At 70.6% G+C, this 19,191-nt stretch carries 10 protein-coding genes, 1 other RNA gene and 1 pseudogene; 5 read left to right on the top strand and 7 right to left on the bottom strand.

Annotated elements, in window-relative coordinates:
- A pseudogene (locus VGZ32_RS18190) lies at positions 1-894 on the bottom strand (hypothetical protein); the annotation flags it as partial.
- Between the two features lie 165 nt (positions 895-1,059).
- Here VGZ32_RS18190 and VGZ32_RS18185 point away from each other — a divergent pair.
- The 4 genes from VGZ32_RS18185 (at position 1,060) to rnpB (ending at position 4,109) form a co-directional block, all read left to right on the top strand.
- Positions 1,060-1,743, top strand: a complete 684-nt coding sequence (locus VGZ32_RS18185; RefSeq protein ID WP_326887265.1) for an HdeD family acid-resistance protein — start codon at positions 1,060-1,062, stop codon at positions 1,741-1,743.
- 118 nt (positions 1,744-1,861) lie between these two features.
- On the top strand, positions 1,862-2,353 hold the full coding sequence (locus VGZ32_RS18180; RefSeq protein WP_326887264.1) for a GNAT family N-acetyltransferase: 492 nt from the start codon (positions 1,862-1,864) through the stop codon (positions 2,351-2,353).
- Between the two features lie 107 nt (positions 2,354-2,460).
- Complete coding sequence (locus tag VGZ32_RS18175) at positions 2,461-3,708, top strand: M20 family metallopeptidase (protein ID WP_326887263.1); 1,248 nt, start codon at positions 2,461-2,463, stop codon at positions 3,706-3,708.
- Between the two features lie 13 nt (positions 3,709-3,721).
- An RNA gene (rnpB, locus tag VGZ32_RS18170) (RNase P RNA component class A) lies at positions 3,722-4,109 on the top strand.
- A 374-nt stretch (positions 4,110-4,483) separates the two neighbouring features.
- On the opposite strand, the gene VGZ32_RS18165 is transcribed toward rnpB, so the two are convergent.
- The 6 genes from VGZ32_RS18165 to VGZ32_RS18140 form a co-directional block, all read right to left on the bottom strand.
- Complete coding sequence (locus VGZ32_RS18165) at positions 4,484-5,419, bottom strand: hypothetical protein (RefSeq protein ID WP_326887262.1); 936 nt, start codon at positions 5,417-5,419, stop codon at positions 4,484-4,486.
- A gap of 14 nt (positions 5,420-5,433) precedes the next feature.
- The gene (locus VGZ32_RS18160; RefSeq protein WP_326887261.1) at positions 5,434-6,801 is read right to left on the bottom strand and encodes a TIGR02679 family protein; all 1,368 of its coding nucleotides are present in this window, start codon (positions 6,799-6,801) and stop codon (positions 5,434-5,436) included.
- Positions 6,798-10,964, bottom strand: coding sequence for a TIGR02680 family protein (locus tag VGZ32_RS18155; RefSeq protein ID WP_326887260.1), 4,167 nt, complete (start codon positions 10,962-10,964; stop codon positions 6,798-6,800). The genes VGZ32_RS18160 and VGZ32_RS18155 overlap by 4 nt, the downstream gene beginning before the upstream one ends.
- Positions 10,961-12,190, bottom strand: a complete 1,230-nt coding sequence (locus VGZ32_RS18150) for a TIGR02678 family protein (RefSeq protein WP_326887259.1) — start codon at positions 12,188-12,190, stop codon at positions 10,961-10,963. The genes VGZ32_RS18155 and VGZ32_RS18150 overlap by 4 nt, the downstream gene beginning before the upstream one ends.
- Positions 12,187-13,854 (bottom strand): TIGR02677 family protein, encoded by a 1,668-nt coding sequence (locus VGZ32_RS18145; protein ID WP_326887258.1) that lies wholly within the window; start codon positions 13,852-13,854, stop codon positions 12,187-12,189. The genes VGZ32_RS18150 and VGZ32_RS18145 overlap by 4 nt, the downstream gene beginning before the upstream one ends.
- A 154-nt stretch (positions 13,855-14,008) precedes the next feature.
- Positions 14,009-17,125, bottom strand: coding sequence for a DUF3427 domain-containing protein (locus VGZ32_RS18140; RefSeq protein ID WP_326887257.1), 3,117 nt, complete (start codon positions 17,123-17,125; stop codon positions 14,009-14,011).
- A 167-nt stretch (positions 17,126-17,292) separates the two neighbouring features.
- Here VGZ32_RS18140 and VGZ32_RS18135 point away from each other — a divergent pair, with 167 nt between their 5' ends.
- Positions 17,293-18,705 carry an ATP-binding protein gene (locus VGZ32_RS18135; protein WP_326887256.1) on the top strand — a complete coding sequence of 471 codons (1,413 nt, stop codon included), beginning with the start codon at positions 17,293-17,295 and terminating at the stop codon, positions 18,703-18,705.
- Positions 18,706-19,191 lie beyond the last annotated feature (486 nt).

Below are 19,191 nucleotides of genomic sequence, written 5' to 3'. Positions count from 1 at the left end.
GTTCTTCCGGTTGTCGTCGATCGTATGCGGGACGGTCTTGAGGATCTCCTTGGTGGCCGAGCGCACCGCGCTGATCCCGAAGACGAAGAACATGACCGCGCCGAGGATGGCGAGCGTCTGCGCCAACCCTTGGTGCGCCTGGAAGAACTGGACCGGCCGCTCTGTGCCTACAGCGGGCAGCACGCCGCCTGAGGCGTACGTCAGGCCGAGACCGGCGCACGCCATGACCAGCGCGAGTACGGCGCGGCGGAAGTTCGCGCTTATGACGTGGTTGAGCGAGGCGAGCGGGGAAGGCTCGGCTTGCTCCTCGAGCGTCGGGTTGAGGTCACGCTTGTACCGGTGGTTGTGGTGCAGGAGGTGGTTGTGGACGTCGTCGTGGTCGTGGAACCGGTCTGGCTCCGCAGATTCGCCGGCGGGCTCGTTCGGCCGCGATTCGGCTTCCACCTTCGGCCGCACCGCCTCCGGCTGGGCCGCACCCGCTCCCGACGGCGCCGCCTCCGCTGCTTCCGCTACCGGCCGCACCGCTTCCGGCCGTGCCGCACCCGCCCCGGACGGCGCCGCCTCCGTTGCCTTCTGCCCCACCGCCTTGGCCGCCGCCTTCGGCGGTGCCGCCCCCGCCTCGGACGGCGCCGCCTCTGATGCTTCCGGCCGCACCGCCTCGGCTGCCGTCGCTTCCGCCTCCGGGCGCGCCGCCTCCGCCTCGGACGGCGCGGCTTCCGGGTGCGCTCCTCCTGCCCCCGCCCGCTCTTCTGATTCCTCCTCCGGTGGCGTCGAACTCGCCGCCTCGCTCGCGTGCGCGCCTGATGCCGCGACTGCAGCTGCCGCCGCGGCCGCCTCGGCCTCCCGCTCCTGCGACCCATCGCCCGCTGGGACGCCCGGATTGTTCGTGTTCATGCGCGGCTCCCTTCCGCCCGCCGCCCGGCCGCTGCTGGCGGATGATCATCCTACGGGTTCTCCGCGGCGCGGTCCGCTTCGCCGCGTCGCGCCCGGCACGTCGGGCGATGGGAGAATGAGATCACCGCGTCGCCCGCGGACCAAAGCAGGCGGGAGGAACCGGATATGAGTGAACCATTGAGCGGGCGGATCGTGGAGCCGGGATCCGGTCCCGATTCCGGCCCGCGCCCCGACCCGCGCTCCGGCTCCGGCGACGGCACGCCGCGCGGCTTGCTGCCCTCGCGATGGGCCAAGGCCTGGATCGTCCCTGTCGTGTTCGGCGGCGCCTCGGTGGTCCTCGGCGCGCTGGTCCTGGTCTGGCCGGGTCACACGGTTGGCGCGCTGACCGCGCTGTTCGGTCTCTTCCTTCTGCTCAGCGGCCTCTACCGCTTCGCGGCCGCGATTCAGTTGCGGGGCGTCGAGCCCGTTGCGCGCGTCGTGGCGCTCGTGCTCTCCGTGCTGTCGATCGGCGTAGGCGTGGTCTGCCTCATCGATCCGTTCTCGACGGCCTCCACCTTCGCGGTTGTCGCCGGCGCTTTCTGGCTGGCGGCCGGGGCGATCTCGATCCTCGGCGCCCGACAGCGGCGCGGGCGCGGGATGCTCGCCGGGCCGGCCCCGGGCATGGCCGGAGGCTGGTTCAGCATCGTGGTCGGCGTGCTCATCGTCCTGTTCCCCGGAGCCAGCCTGGTGTTCCTCGCCGTTGTGCTCGGACTCTGGCTGATCTTCTTCGGCTTTTCGGCCTTGGCGACCGGCCTCATCGTTCGCCAGGTGCTCAAGAACGCCGCGACCGCCGTGCTCTATTGGCCGTGACATCCGTCGCCTGTCGTCGTCGCCCCTCGTTCGTCTCCGGACGCCCGTCCGCCGCAGCCGTCGTCCCTTCGGCTGTACGGCACTGGTCATGACGCCACGTCGGGTCTAGCGTTTTGTTATGGGCATTGAGATTGCTGACGAGCGCGAGGACGGCCACTACGCCGCATATCTGGACGGCCGCCGCGTGGGGTTCGCGACTTGGGTGAAGGTCAAGGACACGGTGATCCTCCCGCACGCCGAGGTCCACCCGTCGATGCGCGGTCAGGGTATCGGATCGCTGCTCGCCCGCCGGGCCTTCGATGACGCCCGCGCCGAACGTCACCTAGTCCTGCCCAGGTGTCCCTTCATGCGGCGGTGGGCCGATCTGCACCCAGACTACCGGGACATCGTGCGCACGCCGCGGCCCGGGGAGATGGTCGCGCTGGACAACGCCGCCCACGCGGTACGGACGATGGAATCCCTGCAAGACATGTCCCACCGTCGCCCCGCCTCAGGCGAACGCCCCCAAGCCCCGGCCCCAGCCCCAGCGCCCTCCTCTTCGCCGTCATCGTCCCCCTCGTCCTCGTCCTCGTCCTCGTCCTCGCCATCGTCGTCCCCCGCCAGGTCCTGACCTCCCCTTTCCGACCCCGCCAACCCGGCGCGCCGTACCCCTGCCGCTTGCTCTCCCATCCGCGTATTCTCAGCGAGAAATACCCGCATATGGAGGGCGCCGCCTACATGTCTCTTCGCGAAGACGCCGCCGAGATCTCCGGCGAGCTGCGCACTCTTCGGCACGCCCTGCACCGTGAGCCGGAACTCGGCCTCGTCCTGCCGCGCACCCAGGAGAAGGTGCTGACCGCGCTCGACGGCCTCGGCCTGGAGATCACCGCGGGGAAGGGGCTCCACTCGATCACGGCGGTGCTGCACGGCGGCGCGCCCGGGCCGACTGTGCTGCTTCGTGGGGACATGGACGCGCTGCCGCTCCAAGAGAACAGCGGCTCGGACTTCACATCCCGCGTCGACGGGACGATGCACGCCTGCGGCCACGACCTGCACACCGCAATCCTGACCGGCGCGGCGAAACTGCTGGCCGCCCGGCGCGAGAGCCTGGCCGGGGACGTGATCTTCATGTTCCAGCCGGGCGAGGAGGGCCAAGACGGGGCCGCCCACATGATCGCGGAGGGGGTGCTCGCGGCCGCCCGCAGCACGCCGACCGCCGCCTACGCGATCCACGTGACCTCCGGCCTGCTGCCGCGCGGCGTGTTCGCGACCCGGCCGGGCCCGTTGATGGCAGCGTGTGCGGACTTCCGGGTCACCGTGAGGGGCCGCGGCGGGCACGGCTCGGCGCCTTATCGGGCCAAGGACCCGGTTCCCGCTGCATGCGAGATGGTGACCACCCTACAGACGACCGTGACGCGCCAGTTCGACGTCTTCGACCCGGTCGTAGTGACCGTCGGTTACTTCCGAGCCGGGACCAAGAACAACATCATTCCGGACACCGCGGAGTTCGACGCGACGGTCCGAGCGTTCTCCGCCGAGGCGCTCGACCGGGTCAAGCCCGCGCTCCTGACCGCCGTCAAGGGCGTCGCCGCCGCGCACGGCCTCGAGGTCGATGCCGAGTTCCACGGGCTGTACCCGGTCACCGTGAACGATCCGAACGCGGTAGACACGGTGCACGCCACGATCGCCGAGACCTTCGGCGAGGAACGGTTCCTCCGCATGGCGAACCCGCTGGCCGGGGCTGAGGATTTCTCGCGGATCCTGGAGCGCGTACCCGGCGCGATGGTCTTCCTCGGCGCGACGCTGGACGACCGCGACCCGGAAATCGCGCCGTACAATCACTCGGCGGAGGCGGCCTTCGACGATGTGGTCCTGCCCGACGGCGCCGCGCTGCTCGCCCAACTGGCCGTCGGCCACCTGAACCGCGATGCCGCCGCGACCGCCGCCGATCCGTCAACGGCCGTTGAGACCGCCCGAGACCGGTAGAATGACCATGCGGCGAGCCGGTCGGGCGACCGCGGGCCGCCACGGCGGTCCGAGGAAAGTCCGGGCTCCACAGGGCAGGGTGGTTGGCAACACCAACCCGGGGTGACCCGCGGGAGAGTGCCACAGAAAACAGACCGCCGCGGCGAACGACCGCGGTAAGGGTGAAACGGCGGGGTAAGAGCCCACCAGCGCCCGGGGCGACCCGGGCGGCTCGGTAAACCCCACCCGGAGCAAGGTCAAGAAGGGCGTCGCGAGGCGCCTGCGCGAGTGTTCGAGGGTGGCCCGCCCGAGCTCGCGGGTAGACCGCTGGAGGCGTGCGGCGACGCACGTCGTAGATGGATGGTCGCCCCGCGCGCCACCTGGCGCGCGGACAGAACCCGGCTTACAGGCCGGCTCGCCGCATAACGGTTCATAACGCTGCACGTCAGCACCACGTTCGGCGCTGACCTGCAACGGCAGGCTCTTAGCGAGGGTTACTGAGAGTTACGTCACGATTCCTCTGTTTCGCATCGTCTAGTGACGTTCTATGCATCGTGGCGACATCTTGAACGTGATGTCTGTACGCCGACTTCTGTACGCATAACGCGAAATCCATTGGACTCGTGCAGATCACGGTTCTGCTCTCGTGTCCTCCGATCCGCACAGTATGCACGCGTCCGCACGGACATCCGTGACCTCGCGCGCGTCTGCGCACGACAACGCGCGGACGGACAGCACGCGGACGTCCGCACCGACCTGTGGCACGGCGAGCAGGTCAGGCTTCTGGCGGTCGCGGTCACCAGCCTCTGGCGCGCCGCAGTTGTTTGATCCCGTCCTTGTAGGCGGCGATGCCGGTAGGACCGAGCAGGTGCCGGTACGCGCTGAGGGCGTCGATGCTCGATTCGATCTCGGCGAGACCTTCGAGGCGTACCAGATCGGCGGCGAGCTGTTCGGGGTCGGGACGCAGCGAGGCGCAGATCGCCAGGTGCGCCGCGGCGATTCTTCCGCCGATGTGGGAGGGTTCGGTCTCATACGTGCGGTAGTCCTGGGACAGGACCGCGTAGAGATGGCCGTCCCACGCGTCGATCGCCTCCTCGGCGATGTTCAGGGCCTCGCTGGTCGCCGGGCGCTCGGCAAGTAGCTCGAGTTCCTCGGCGAGGCGGTATCCGGCTACCGCGATGTCGTGCAGGTCCCACTCGTAGCCGGACTCCACGCCCAGCGCTTCGTCGATGGCCTTGCGCACGAGCGCGATCTCGGCGGGTCCGGGCGGCTCGAGCAGGTCTGCGGCCTTGAGCAGTGAGCTGGCGAAGGAGCGGCTCTGCTCGGCTTGGTCGGCGACGAGGTCTACGAGTTCGCGGTGGGTGAGGCCGTCGGCGATCTGCACCCACTCGGCCGCGGTCTTGGGCACAGCCGAGCCCGATGGCGTCGCGTTCGCCGACCACGGCAGGCCTGCCTCGACCGCGGCTCGGGCGACGACTACGGCGTGTGCGCACAGGGGCTGGGGCCGGCCCTGGTGGCGGCCCGCTCGGCACTCGCAGTCCGCGGCGAGTTCGCCGTCGGCGACGCCGACCCAGCAGTCCATCGCGCCGCTGTCCGGTGTGGTCACGGCGGCGCGCGCGCCGCCGTCGCTGGACCGCAGCGATCTGATCCGCGTTGACACGTCGAGCGCAGTGTTGCGGACGTCAGTCGGAAGGTTTTCGAGCAGGGCGTCGATGTCGATGCGTATGGCCACGGTCCGTCATCCAATCACGTCTCGTCGAAAGTGGGCGGCGTGGGTGGTCGGTCGTGGCTGGGGCCTGTTGCCCGCAGATCGGCGATGAGCAGGTCGAGTAAGTGTTCTTCTTCGACGCGCATGCCGCGCTGCGCGATGGCCTCGCTCAGCCGGGGATCCCACGGGGTGTCGGCGGGCACGCCGGTGGCCAGGGGGCTGCCGTGGCCGCGGTCGAGCGCGGCGAGGTAGGACGTCTCGTCGAAGCGCCAGGGGGAGGTGCCGACGAGGCGGAAGACGGTCGTGGCGATGCGCACTCCGCCCCAGTCGAAGTCGCCGTGGTAGGCGAAGCGGGCACCCTGGTCGGCCAGCTGGGCGAGCAGCGTGCGGGCGGCGGCCGAGAGCTGTCCCTCCACGCAGATCAGCGGCGGGCAGGCCGAGCCGAGCTCGTCGGCCGCCGCCGCGACGACGGCGGGGTTCTCGCAGACGAACACCGTGCTGTTGCCGGTGTCGGAGCCGATATCGAAGCGCGGGGCGTCGCGGGTCAGCTGTCTGAGGGTCAGCACGGCGGGCTCGCCCGCTTCGTGCGCCGCGGCGAGGACCCGGCCGGTCGCGTGCCGGTGATCGCCGGTACCCGGGTCGGCGGGCAGTCCTAGGACGAGCACTCGTGAGGACAGTTCGTCGCGTGCCACCCCGATGGCTGCCCAGGCGGCGCGGCGCTCGCCCGGGGTCGCGGTCTGCCGGGCGGTGAGCCCGGCCAGGGCGCGCACGGCGGAGAAGACGAGTGCGCCGAGAGGCCTTCCCTCGTCGAGTGCGTGCGCGTCTCCGGTGGTGCGCGCAGCCAGGACGGCCAGGCCGATGCCTGGGGAAGGCAGCGCGGCGATGACGCGCGTGGCGCTCGCCGAAAGCGCCGCCGCCGTTCGGGCGTTGTCTTGGGACAGCCGCTTGAGCAGGCCGGTCGTCTCGATCTCGGCGCGCCATCCGGCCAGCTCAGGCCGAATCCGCGCGCACTCGTCGAGGGGGAGAAGCGCGGATTCCCAGGCCAGGCGCTGTGCTTCGGCCGCGGTACGGCGGTCGGTGACCGGGCCGGTGAGGGCGACGACTGCGGCGGCGAGACCTTCCGGGCAGACCTCTGATGCACGCAGGGCGGCGTCGAGCTCGGACAACCGGACCGACAGCGAGTGGCCCGCGCCGGGTGCCCGACCGAGCAGCAACTCGACGGCCCGGCGCTGGCCGGCGGTCGCCTGGGCGAGGGTGACGACGCCGTCGAGCGCCTTGCCCTCCGCGAGGCGACGGCGGACCCGGTCGACCAGCCACGCGGTGTCGGGACCGCCGAGCAGGCGGCGCAGCCGTGCTTGGTCGGGATGTGCCTGATCGGTCGGGGTGCGATCGCCCTGCATGGTCATCCCTGCGGGTCGAACGGCGCTGCCGGGGCGTCGTCGACCTCGGCGGCGCGTGGTGCGGCGGGGACGTACGGCTCCGGACGGCGCAGTCTGGCGCGTTCATGTCCGTCCCAGCGCCACGGGGTGACCAGGACCGCGTCGATGCCCTCGCGCCGGGCGAGCTGGGCGATGCCGATCCCGGGCACGGTCGGGTAGCAGGCCCACTCGCGCTCGCTGGTCATCACCACGTCCAGGTCGAAGGAGGCGAGCAGGCCGAGGCACTTGGCCCGCGAGTCGTCGTCGACCCCTGCGAAGGCCTCGTCCAGGGCGATCAGGCGCGGCGCGTGCGGGCTGCCGGAGGAGTAGTAAGACGAGGCCGCCGCGAAGAGCGGAACGGACGCGGCCAACACCCGCTCGCCGCCGGAGGCCGGGCCCGTCGCCGGTCGCCACTGCCCGTCTTGGCGGCGCTGGATCGCGAACTCGTGCCAGCCCCGGTAGTCCAGGGCCCGGGTGAGCTGGTCGTGCCAGGAGTCGCCGGGGTGTTCCTGGCGGTCGGCCGCGATGCGGGCTTGCAGGAACTCCCCGACCTGGGCGCGGTCGGCCGGGCGCCACGCGTCGGAGGACTGGCGCAGCAGTCGTCTGCGCATGGCCTCCAAGCCCTCCGGCGCGTCGCGGGCGGGGTTCCATTGCAGGCGCAGCGCCATGCCGGTGGAGGTGGGGCGCTGCTCCAGGTCCCGGTTCATGGCCAGGACCTGCTCCTCGGCGGCGGCGATCAGCTCCTGGAGTGCTCCGGCGACCTCGCCGACGAGGTGGTTCTCCAGTAGTTCGCGCTCCTTGGCGGACAGCAGCCGGCCGCGCTGCTCCACCTCCTGCCCGAGAGTGTGCGCGAGTGAGGGGACGTCCTGGGTGCGGCCCTGGAAGAACACGTCGACGACCATCACGCCGTCGTGCAGAGTCATGCCGACCGAGTGACCGTGCCGCCCGAGCGCGTCGGTCAGCACCTTGTGCTCGGCGGAGACGCGCTGCTGGATCAGCTCCCAGGCCCGCTCGCCGTCGTCCATCGAGTCAAGATCCTGATTTACCTGGCGTGCCAGCGCGACCGCTCGGGTCGGTGCCCAGGCCTCGGTGTGGGGCGGCAGGTCGAGCTGCGGGAGCGCGGCGGAAAGTAGGCCGGTCTGCGCGAAGGAGCGCAGCGCGACCACCGCGCGGTCGCGTTCGCCGACCGCGTCCTCGATGTCGCGACGGATCCGCTCGCGCTGCCCCTCGGCGCGGGAGCGGTCCGTCAGGGCACGTTCATGCTCGGCGCGCGCGGCCTTCTCGGCCCGGTCCCGCTCCTCGACGGCGGCGGCGGTCTCGGCCAGCCGGCGGAAGAGCTCATCGACTCCGGCGCCCACGGTCTCGGCGAGCACGCGCCGGTGTTCCTCGGCGCCCTCGGCCTGGAGCCGCGCCTCCTCGGCCGCGGATTCAGCCTCGGCACGCACCCTCTGCGCACGCTCGGCCTCGCCAGCGGCGTCGCGCTCCTGGTCGGCCGAGCGTGCGGCAGCGGCGGCGGCCGGAAGCAGCGCGGCGAGCGCGGCACGGTATCCGGACACCGCGTCGCGCACGGCGGCCAGGCCGGACCGTTCGGCGGGCAGGCCGGTGTCCTGCGCGTATTCGGCGGTGGCGGCGTCCGCCTGCTCGGCGTGCTCCTGGCGGTCGGCGGCTTCGAGCGCGGCTTGTTCGCTGCGCTCGGTCAGCCGCCGCACCACGTCGTTCTCGGCGCTCAGGCGGTTGTGCGCGGTGCGCAACGGCTCGTCTGACGGCTGCGCGGCCAACTGCTCGGCGAGCAGTGCGGCGCGTTCACGCACCTGTTCGCGAGCCCCGCTGATCCGGTCGAGTTCCGCGGCGAGTTCGGCGCGTAGCGCGGCGAGTTGGGTCAGCCGCGCCCGGCGCGCGGCCTCGCGCGAGCCCTCGCCGATGTAGCGTGCTGATTCCTTGGTCCAGGAACCGCGCAGCGCGCCGATCCGATAGCCGCCGTCCGCCGCGACCCACGTCGCGTGCGCACTCTCGCCTAGGCCGATCGCCGTGAGGACGGCGTGGACCGCGTCGTCCGAGAGGGCTACGGCCTGCGGATCGTCCCGGTCGACCGCCGGACGCAGTACTGCGGCCAGCCCGCTGGCGGGGGCGGGGGAGTCGGGCAGGACGACCGCGTCGCCGGTGCCCGGGGCGAGCAGCGCGCCGTCCGGGGTGAGCCAGGCGTCGAGCAGCCCCGCTGCTTCGAGCGCTGATTCGATCCCGGCGCGGTCCTGTTCGCGGACTGTCTCGGCGAAGTCGACGGCGCGCCACAGCGGCGCGCCGGGACGTCCGGCGCGTGCTGCGTGGTCACGGGTGTGCGTGACAGGCGGCGCGTCGTGGCCGCCAGCTTCCAACCGCGCCGTCTCGGCGTCGAGCGCGTCGCTTTCACGGCTCGCGGCGGCGTGCTCGGCGTCGAGTTCGGTCTCGCGGCGGGTGAGCGCGGCCGAGGCGAGCCGATGCGCGGAGGCGGCGGCGACGGCGGCCGGGTTGGGACCGTCGAGCGTGTCGGCCCATGTCTCCAGCAGCGCAACTGTTTCTTCGGGCTCTGTGATGCTCAGTTCGCTCGCCGCGTCGATCCAGGCGCGGTAGTCGGCGGCCAGCCGCGTACCGGACTCGGAGACGGCCGTCTCCGCTGCGACGACGCGCTCGCGCCCGTCCGCGAGCTCGGCGCCCGCGCGTGACGCCTCGGCCCGCGCGGCGCGGGCACGTTCATGTGCCTGCTCCGCGGCGGACAGCAGGGATTCGAGCCCCGCGACGGCTTGGGCGCGGCGTTCGGCTTCCCGCTCTCCGGCACGCCTGGCCTCGGGATAGGGCGGAAGGTCCCGGTCCAGGGCCAGCGCCACCGCAGGATGGTCGATTCCCGCGAGCTCGGCCACGCGCGCCGCGTCCGCCCCGGCGGCGTCCAGATCCCGGGCGTCCGCCGCCGCTTTGATCGCCGTCTCGGCCGCCCGCCGTGTCCAGCCCTCAGCCTGGGTGCGGGCGGCGTGGACGGCCGAGTCCCGGTCGACCGCGACCCGAGCCAGGGTCGCCGCCGTCTTGCCCGCCTGCTCCAGTTCGCGGGCCGCGTCCATCTCTGGGCTGCGGTTGAGCGCGTCGTGCGCGGCCGTTAGGCGGACGCGCTCGCCGTCGAGGAACTCAAGGCTCTGCAGCGCCGCCGTCAGGCGTGTCTGCGCCTCGCCGTGCGCGGCGTCCGCCTCGCCCAGGTCACGACCCAGGTGCTCGTACTTGCTGTGAGCCAGGCGCAGCACGGCGGCCTGGCGCTTGGCGGCGACCCGCGCGTAGCTGCGGTAGTGGCCGAGGAACGCCAGGGCGGCGCCGGACGCCTCCATGAGCGCCTGGAGGGCTTGGCGCTCCTCATCCAGGCCGCGGAACGCCTCGGCGATCTCCCCGACCAGTGCCGGGTCGAGCGGCGGCAGCGCCTGGGTCAGCGCGCGGGAGAGCAGCTTCTCGTCCGGCTTCTTCGACAGCTGCGGCTGGCGCAGCTGGATCAGCAGGCCGACCAGAGCTTCATAGCGTTCCTGGCCGAGCCCGAACAGGTTCTCGTCCACCGCGCGCCGGTATTCCGTGGCCGTGTCGTACACGTGGCCGTGACCTTCAACGGTCTCCCTGAGGCGTTCGCGGGTCAGCGGCACCCGGGTCGCCGACATCAGCGCGAGGCGCGGTCCGATCCGCTCGGAGGTGACGAAGAACCAGTGCTTCGCGATTCCACGGCCCTTGACCGCTTTGAGACCGCAGCCGAGCGTGCGGTACTCGGGAACGCCGTCCTCGGCGATCCGGCCGAACTCCAGCCAGGTGTAGCCGGTGCGCTCGTCGTGGGGGTGCTTGCCGCCGAGCAGCAGGTTCCACTCCATCCGCTTGTTGCGGTCGCCATCCGGCTCGACCCGGTTCGGCGCCAGCTCGCCGTCCAGCAGGAACGGGAGGGTCAGGGCGAGCACCTTCGACTTGCCGGTGCCGTTATTGCCGCGCAGCAGCAACCGGCCGTCGTGGAAGCGGAACTCCTCGCTGTCGTAGTAGAAGATGTCCACCAGCCCGGCGCGCAGCGGCTGCCATCGGGGCCTGGTCGGCTCGGGCAGGTCCGCGGTGTGCACTGACAGGGTCGTCGCAGTGTCCGCAGTCACAGTGTCCGTGGTCATTGCGGGCGGCCCTTTCGGATGGTCGGCGCGGCCAGCGCGTACCGGGCGATCGCGGCCTTCGGGGTGACCGTCTCGCGTTCGTCGCCCACGTAGTCGATGAGGTCCAATGCCTCGAGCCGCGCCAGCGCCTGCGCCACCAGGTCGGCGGCGGCGGCCGGTTCGGTCGCGGACTTGCGCCAGTAGGCGCGGTGCTCGATCGCCAGCCGTCGTACCAGGCGGGTGAGTTCGAACGCTGATTGCGGACGCCCGGCCGTGGCCAGGTGCGCGGCGATCAGCAGCGTCACATGCCCTTCGGTCCCCTGCTTCGGCATGCGCACGTCGGTCAGCTCGTCGTCCGGATCGACCATCGCGACACCCTCGGCGCGCAACTCGGCTACCAGACCGGTCAGCTCGTTGATTCGTCGGGCGATCGCGTGGCGCTGCGAGACCATGTAGGCCCGCTCCTCCTCGGACAGCTCCGCGTAGTAGACCACCGGGTCGTCCAGCAGGCGCCGGGTCAGCCGATGCCGCAACGCGCGCAGCCGCAGCTCGTCCGTATCCGGGGCGGGCTCGGCCGTCAACGCGGCCAGCCGCCGCTCGAACCCGGACTCGCCCACGGTCGAGGGCCCGCGCTGGGTGGCCAGCAGTTCCGCGAGCACCCGGCGCTCCACGTCGTAGAGCACGTCGGTCTCGGTGCGCACGGACTTTCCGGGCACCCCGTCTGCCGAGCCCGGCGCGGCCAGAAACGCCTCCTCGTCCCCGGCGACCCGTCGCAACGCCCCCAGCTCAAGCAGCACGCGCACCGCCGCCACCAGGTCGGAACGCTCCTCCCGCCGCTCCAGGCGGAACTCGATCCCCGCGTCCGCCAGCGCCGGATCGGCCGCCCCAGTCAACACCCCCTCGGCGAGCCGGCCGAGGGTGATCTGCGCGTCGGAGCGCTCCAGGACCGCCAGGGCCAGGCACAGCAGGACGTAGCGGCGGCGGGTGAACGGCACCCGGGTCTTGGGCGCGAGCGCGGGCCGGGTGTGATCCCTCAGCCGGGCCGGAGTCTTGAACAGGCGCGCCGTCTGGGTGTCGACCACCAGTCGCCAGCCGGTCTCCTGCGTGAACCACGCCGCCAGGTCCGCGGCGTGCTTGCGCACCAGCCGGAACTGCTCGGTCCCGGCGGCCAGCAGCGGACGGGCCAGCAGCGCCCGCGCGGCGCGTCGCCGCTCGCCCTCGACGTCGATCAGCGTGCTGACGGTCATGCGCCCGCTCCGTGCCGGGACGGGAACGGCGCGACCAGATCGAGGATCTCGATGATGTGCTCGGGCCCCGACAGCACCCCGTCCTCGGTCGGGATCTCGACGACCCGATCCGCGTCGACGAGCTTGAGCCGGACCTCCATCGTGCCGTCGCCGGTGATCGCGCCGGACTGTGATTCGCCAGGCGTGCGGGCCGCCAGCGCGTCGCCGAGCATGGCTAGGAAGAGCCGGAACGCGCCCGGGTCCAGTGCGCGCGGCCCGGCCAGTTCGGACAGCAGTACCGGGCCGTCGGTGGCCAGTCGGGCGCGTGCCTCCGCGGTCTCGGCGGCCTCCCGCTCGGCTTGCTCGGCCAGTGCCCGTCGCGCGGCGGACCGGTCGGTCACGCGGTTCGGCTGTCCACGGCGCTCGTAGGAGCCGGTCTCGCGCAGCCGCGGGCTGATCTCCAGCGCCGGAGCCTCGGCCCACGGGGTGTTCGGCGCGGGCTCGGCCTCACCCCAGGCGGCCTCGGTCGCCGCGTCCACCGTCAGGTGCCGCGCGGGGGAGAGCGCGAACGCCGCTCGCCAGAGGCGGTGCGCCGCAGCTTCGTCCGGCGCCTCGGCGAAGAACCGGGCCAGCGCGCGGAAGTCGGCGGACCGGTCCGAGCGCCCGCCGCGCCGCTCGTTGAGCGCCGCGACCGTGTTGACCAGGCTCGTGATCGCGCTCACCGCCGAACCGCGCAGCAGTTTCGCCTGAGAGGGATGGCGGCTGCCCCGGCTGACGAACCAGTCCGACAGGCCCCGCCACCGGTTCTCCCAGGCCGCCAGCGCGCCCGTCAGAATGCTGTGCCAGACGTCTGCGACGGCGTCGTTCTGTGCCGCGCCGTCGCCTGCGTCGGGCGTGTCCGGCACTGCGTCGGCGGCCTCACGGCGCGCCGCGGCCTCCAGCAGTCGGCCGATCCCAGCCTCATCCAGCCGCCCGATCAGCTCGGCGATCTGCGCGCCACGGTTGGCCAGGTCCGCGATGAACCGTTCGATGTACTCGACGAGGCGGTCCTTGTAGGCGACGAACGCGTCCTCGTCGCCGTCTTGGAAATCGATCGTGCGCCGCAGCGAGGCCATGAACGCCTGTGCATTGTCCGCCAGGCTGCTGAAGCGGTCGGCGAGCCCCAGCAGCAGAAGGTGCACCTTCGCCGGGTCCGGATCCGCCTCACCGGCCAGCGCGAGCAGCGAGCCGAGTTGCTCGGCGATGTCGGCCAGGGCCACCGACTGTAGCTGCCCGCGTCGGCCGAGCGCCTGCTCGTAGACGGCGATCGCCTGGATAGCCGCCTGTCCGTGCTGGGTGAGCTGGTAGAGATAGCGGGCCCGGTGGAAGTCCTCGACGGTGGTCACCCGGCCGGTGTCCGCGTCGGCGCGCAGATTGCCCCACTCGACCAGCTTTTCCAGCGCGGCCGCCACGATTTCGACCGACGCCGCCTCGACGGTCCCGGACGGATCGGACAACGCCCTGGTGTCAGCCGAGTCCGCAGGCCCCGACGCGGTCCGGCGCAGCTCGGCCGCCACGTCCTCGGGCCGCAAGTGCACGGTGAACCGCTCCCTGGCCTGCCCGAACACCCCCAACACCGCGCTGTAGAGCCGGGCGTTCGGCGCACTGAGGTACGCGAACGGCTGCGGCTGCGACTCGACGATCACGAGGTCCATTCTGCCGGAGCCCGTCTAGCCGCGAGGATGGATTCACCCTGCCTGGGACACGCTTCGAGCCACCGCGCGCCCTCATCCGGCTCTCGTGCGCCGGGCTGGTGTCGACGACTGGTTCTGTTGCCGTCGATTCGCGCGGGAACGGGACTCAGCTGGTGAGGGCGCGCCAGCTGCTGAAGACGTCGAGCGGCAGTTCATACTCCAAGCGCCAGTGGATCCGCATCGGCCTCTGCCCGGTATGCGACACGTAGGTGGCCGGCCCGAGATAGCAGTAGGGCGGGGCGCCGAGCTTTCCGTCGGCCTTCTTGCGCTCCCGGACGAACAGGTGGACTGTCGATCCGCGCTCGGCGTGATGGATATAGCGCTGCCCGACGGCCGAGTCCGTACTCGTCGAGTTCTGCGATTCCCACTGGAACAGCGTTGGCGTGATCACCCGGTCCTCGTACCGGGTGGACTCCGAGCGGTGCTTCTCCGACTTCTCCAAGTCCACGAAGAACAGGTCGGCCGCCTGCTGCGGCAGCCACGTCACCCCGGTCGGCTGCCCCTTGTATTCGCCGCCGAAGGCTGCTTCCGCCTCCACTCGGCGGTAGCGGGCGTGGACGTGCAGCGGTAGCGCGCCGTCCTGGTCCACCGGCCGGGCCACCCGCCGCAGCCGGGAGCGCAGCACCGGCAGCAGTTCCCGCAGTTCGGCGGTCCGACGCTGTTCGAGTAGAAGTCGGCTGAGCATCGCTTCGGCCGGGCTGTCCGCGCGCGCCGCTTTCCAGAGCAGGCAGTTGGCCATCGCCAACAGTCTGCGCGTGCGCGCGGTGTCCTCGGGCTGCTCGCCGTTGGTCAGCTGCTCCAGCAGATCGAGACGCTCCGTGTCGTCGATATGCAGCATGCGGCGCAGAGCCCCGTCGAGATGGCCGTCCTGCGGTCCGGCTTCCGGGATCGGTAGTCCGGCCGCTGCACGCAGCCCGCTCCACGTGCCGTTCGCCGGGCGGTAGATGTCTTCGACGTCCAGGCCGCACTGCTCGAGGAACTCAGTGAGAGACACGTCGCCGAGACCGCGCAGCTCCCCTGTGACCCGGTTCCAGCTCAGCCGGAGATTTCCCCGCAGATTGTCCAGGATCGTCTGCCGGGCGATCCGGTCCAGTTGGATGTCGCAGCCGGAGGGCAGCGAGGGGAATCCGGCCTCCACCGCTTCGGTCGCCTTCTTGCGGCTTCCGCCGGCCATGGCCCGAATCTTCGCCTCGAAGCTGAAATCCGTGTGCTGGACACCGATGAAATCAAGCACGGTCAGGCTCGCCTTGTCGGGCGCCCGGCGCAGTCCGCGCCCCAACTGCTGGAGGAAGACGGTTGCGCTGTCGGTCGGCCGCAACATCAGCACGGTGTCGATCTCGGGCAGGTCCACGCCCTCGTTGAACAGATCGACCGTGAACAGGATATTGACGTCGCGCGCCTTGAGCCGGGCCAGCGCGCCTGCCCGCTCCTCGGCTGCGGTCCGTGATGTTACTGCGGCCGCCGGGATCCCGGCTTCGCGGAACTTGCGGGCCATGTACTCGGAGTGCTGGATAGAGACGCAGAAGCCGAGCGCGCGCATCCGGCGCCAGTCCTCGACCTGGGCCTCCACCGCCTTGATGATCAACCTGACCCGGGCATCGTCACCCGTGTAGAGCGCCGTCAACCCGGCTACGTCGTAGCCGGTGGCCCGGGAGAACTTCAGTTGTGCGAGGCTCGTCTCGTCGTTGACGCCGAAGTAGTGGAACGGGACCAGCAGCCCACGGTCGATTGCCTCCCACAACCGCAGTTCCACCGCGACATGTCCGCCGAAATACGAGGTGATGTCCCGGCCGTCCGCCCGTTCCGGAGTAGCCGTCAGGCCGAGCAGCACCTTTGGTTCTACATGGTCGAGCAGCCGGGCGTAGGTAGCGGCCGCGGCATGATGGAATTCGTCGATGACGATCACGTCGAAGCGTTCCGGATGCAGCTCCCGATCCAGGTCGATCTGCGCCAGCGACTGGACCGAGGCGAATACGTGCTGCCACCGCTGCGGCTTCTCATCCCCCTTCAGTAGTTCGCCGAACGCCGAGTTCTTGAGCACGTGCCGGAACTTGATCCTGCTCGCGATCAGGATCTCCTCCCGGTGCGCGACGAAGAGCAGCCTGCTCAGGCCCGTGGCCGCCAATCGCCGGTAGTCCAGGGCCGCCACGATCGTCTTCCCGGTTCCGGTCGCCATCACCACCAGGTTCCGGTACCGGCCGTGCACCGCCCGCTCCGCCTCGAGTTCATCGAGGACTTGCCGCTGGTGCGGGTGCGGGGTGATGTCGAAGGTGACGAGTTCGGGCGGCAGGTCCCTGGGGCCCTCCCGCTCCAGGGCCAGGGCTTCGCGCAACCGCTCCCGCTGCTGTTCGTCGCCTGCGTTGTAGGACTCGAAGCCCTCGTCTTCCCAGTAGGACTCGAAGTTGTCCGCGAACGCCTCGATCAGGTGCGGCGCCTCCACCGCGGACAGGCGGACATTCCATTCCACCCCGTCTGTCAACGCCGCTCTGGACATGTTCGAGGAGCCGACGTAGGCCGTCGAATATCCGGTGGCACGGTGGAAATGCCAAGCCTTGGCATGGAGCCGGGTCGCTTGCGTCTCATAGGAGACCTTTACCTCGGCACCGAGCCTGGCGAGCTCGTCAACCGCTCGCAGGTCCGTCGCGCCCATGTACGTGGTCGTCACGATGCGCAGACGGCCGCCGCGTTCCACCAGATCGGTCAAGGGCCCGAGCAGCATCCGCAGTCCGGACCATTTGACGAAGGCGCAGATGAGATCAACCCGGTCCGCTGAGACGAGCTCGCTCTTGAGCGCGTAGAGAATCCGCTCGCCGCCCCGGTTCGCCAGTAGCGCGCTGGACGCGAGGGGCGTCTTCGGGCGGATAGGGAAGATCGCCGCGCCTGGGTGTTGTCCTGCCTTGGCGATCGCGAGCAGCAGTTCCTGTGAGGCCGCGATCAAGTCATCCGCTCGCGCCTGCTCAGGCACCAGGCGGCTGAGTAGCGTCACCACCTGGTTCGCGGTCGTGATCTGAGCGGCGAGCCGACCTGCCTCATCCCTGCTCTTACTCTGTGCGCGTAGGGCCCGGCGGGCCAGAGCCCCGATATACCGGGCCAGGATTTCAGGCGCGTCGTCCGGCTCCAGCTCCTCGCGTTGCACGAGCCCGGCCTCAATACTCGGAGCCAGGCGCGCGTGCAAGCCTTGAGTGATGACTTCCTCGTAGAGCCCTGCGGGCAGGTCCGTCACGCCGGCAGAGTACGCCAACAGGCCGGCATGAGGTTGACTACCGCGAGCTAAGCCCAGGTACGGGTCCATGCGCTCTGTCGTAACGCGCCCTTTTTCCTTTTTGACTAACATTCGTGTTACTGACATGATTGTTAGTAACATCAATCTCGAGCTGGAAGGTTGGCGCGATGGCGGACTTCGTCGGGCGCACGCGGGAACTGGCGCTCTTGCGGGACGAGCTCGAGCGGGTGGGCTCCGGAGTCGGTGGAGAGCGCCCCGGGCGCTGCCTGCTCCTGCGCGGGCGACGGCGAGTGGGCAAGTCGCGTCTGGTCGAGACGTTCGTGGAGCGCGCGGGCACGCCCTCCTTGTTCTTCACCGCCACAGGCGCGGTGCCCGCTGCGGAACTGCGGCAGCTCGCCGAGGACGCGCAGCGCTCAACCCTGCCCGAGCGGGAACTGCTGGCCGCCGCGCGCCCGGCCGATTGGGGTGCGGCACTCCGACTGTTGGCGGCGGCGCTTCCCGACGATCAGCCCTCCATTGTGGTTTTGGACGAGGTGCCCTATCTGATGGGGCGCGATGACGCGTTCGAAGGAGTGCTGCAACGCAGTTGGGACCGCCTGTTCGAGCGTAAGCCGGTGCTGCTCCTGCTGATCGGCTCGGACCTGTCGATGATGGAGGCTTTGACCGCCTATGATCGCCCGTTCCACCAGCGGGGACGGGAAATGGTGATCGGCCCGCTCAATCCGCGGGAGATCGGACAGATGTTGGGTCTGGGCGCGGCCGACGCCTTCGACGCGGCCCTGGTGACCGGTGGACTCCCGTTGATCTGCGCGGAATGGCCGCACGGCGCGTCCGTCGAGCAGTACCTCGCCCTGGCGCTGGCCAACCCTGTCAGCGCGCTGCTGGTGTCCGCGGAACGCTCCCTGGCCGCGGAATTCCCCGACCACACCCAGGCCCGGACCGTACTGAGCGCGATCGGTACCGGGGAGCGCAGGTTCACCAATATCGCGAACGCCGTCGGCGGGATCGCCGCCACCCCGCTGAACCGGGCGCTTGGCACACTGATGGACAAGAGGATCGTGGCCGGGGAACTCCCCGTCTCCCTGCAGCCCTCCAAAGACCGACGCTACCGGGTAACGGATCCCTATCTCAGGTTCTGGCTGCGCTTTCTCGGCCCGCACCTCGACGAGGTCGAGCGGGGCCGGGGTGATACCACCACACAGCGCATTGCGACAAGCTGGGCCAGTTGGCGTGGGCGCGCCATCGAGCCACTAGTCCGCGAGTCACTCGCCCGGCTGTTGCCCGACCAAGGCCTACCCGACGCCCCGGTAGTGGGCGGGTACTGGACACGCAACAACCAGATCGAAATCGACATCGTGGGCGCGGACCGGGGACCGATCGCGAAACAATTACTGTTCATCGGCTCCATCAAGTGGCTCGGCAGCGCCTTCGACGAGCACGACAAGGCGGCGCTGTTGCGGCACTGGGCGGCGCTGACAGATCAGCCCCTCCCACTGGTCGCCGTGAGTCGAAGCGGTGTCCAATGCGCGGAGATTGACGCTGCCTACGGACCGGACGACCTGATCCGCGCATGGCCCTGAACAGCGGCGATTTCAGGCATCCGCCCGGCCGGTCGACTCTCAACGAATTCGGGAACTGATATATCGATCGAGTACGAGGAGACCGCCCGCCGCAGTCTCGCGGTCAACGTCGTAGAGGGCTGGACCAGGACCCAGATGGAGGGGATCCGGGCGGGTGATAGTGCTTGTCCGGCGCCTGGTGCTGTGGGCGCCGGACAAGCACTGTCGCGATCTATGTCTGTGTGAAGCGGCAGGCGAAGTCAGGAGGTTGGCGGTGGGGATGCGGTAGCGGTAGGTCGGGCGCATGATCGCGCAGGGGAAGGCGTTGCGCTGGGTGAGTCGGTAGGCGGTGGTCATGCTGATGCCGAGGGCTCGTGCGGCGGTGGCGAGGTCGACGGTGACCGGTAGAGCGAACAGTTCGGGGAAGGTCATCGTGTCGGGCGTTGATCCGCTCGGCCAGTGCGCCTGAAGTGTGTGGCCTGCGGCGGGGGAGCGCGTCCTTGCGGA

The sequence above is a fragment of the Actinocrinis sp. genome, from assembly GCF_035938995.1.
Classification (GTDB): Bacteria; Actinomycetota; Actinomycetes; order Streptomycetales; family Catenulisporaceae; genus DASZGI01.
The sequence above is the reverse complement of the archived record's forward strand: the minus strand, read 5'-3'. Positions and strand labels throughout refer to the sequence as shown.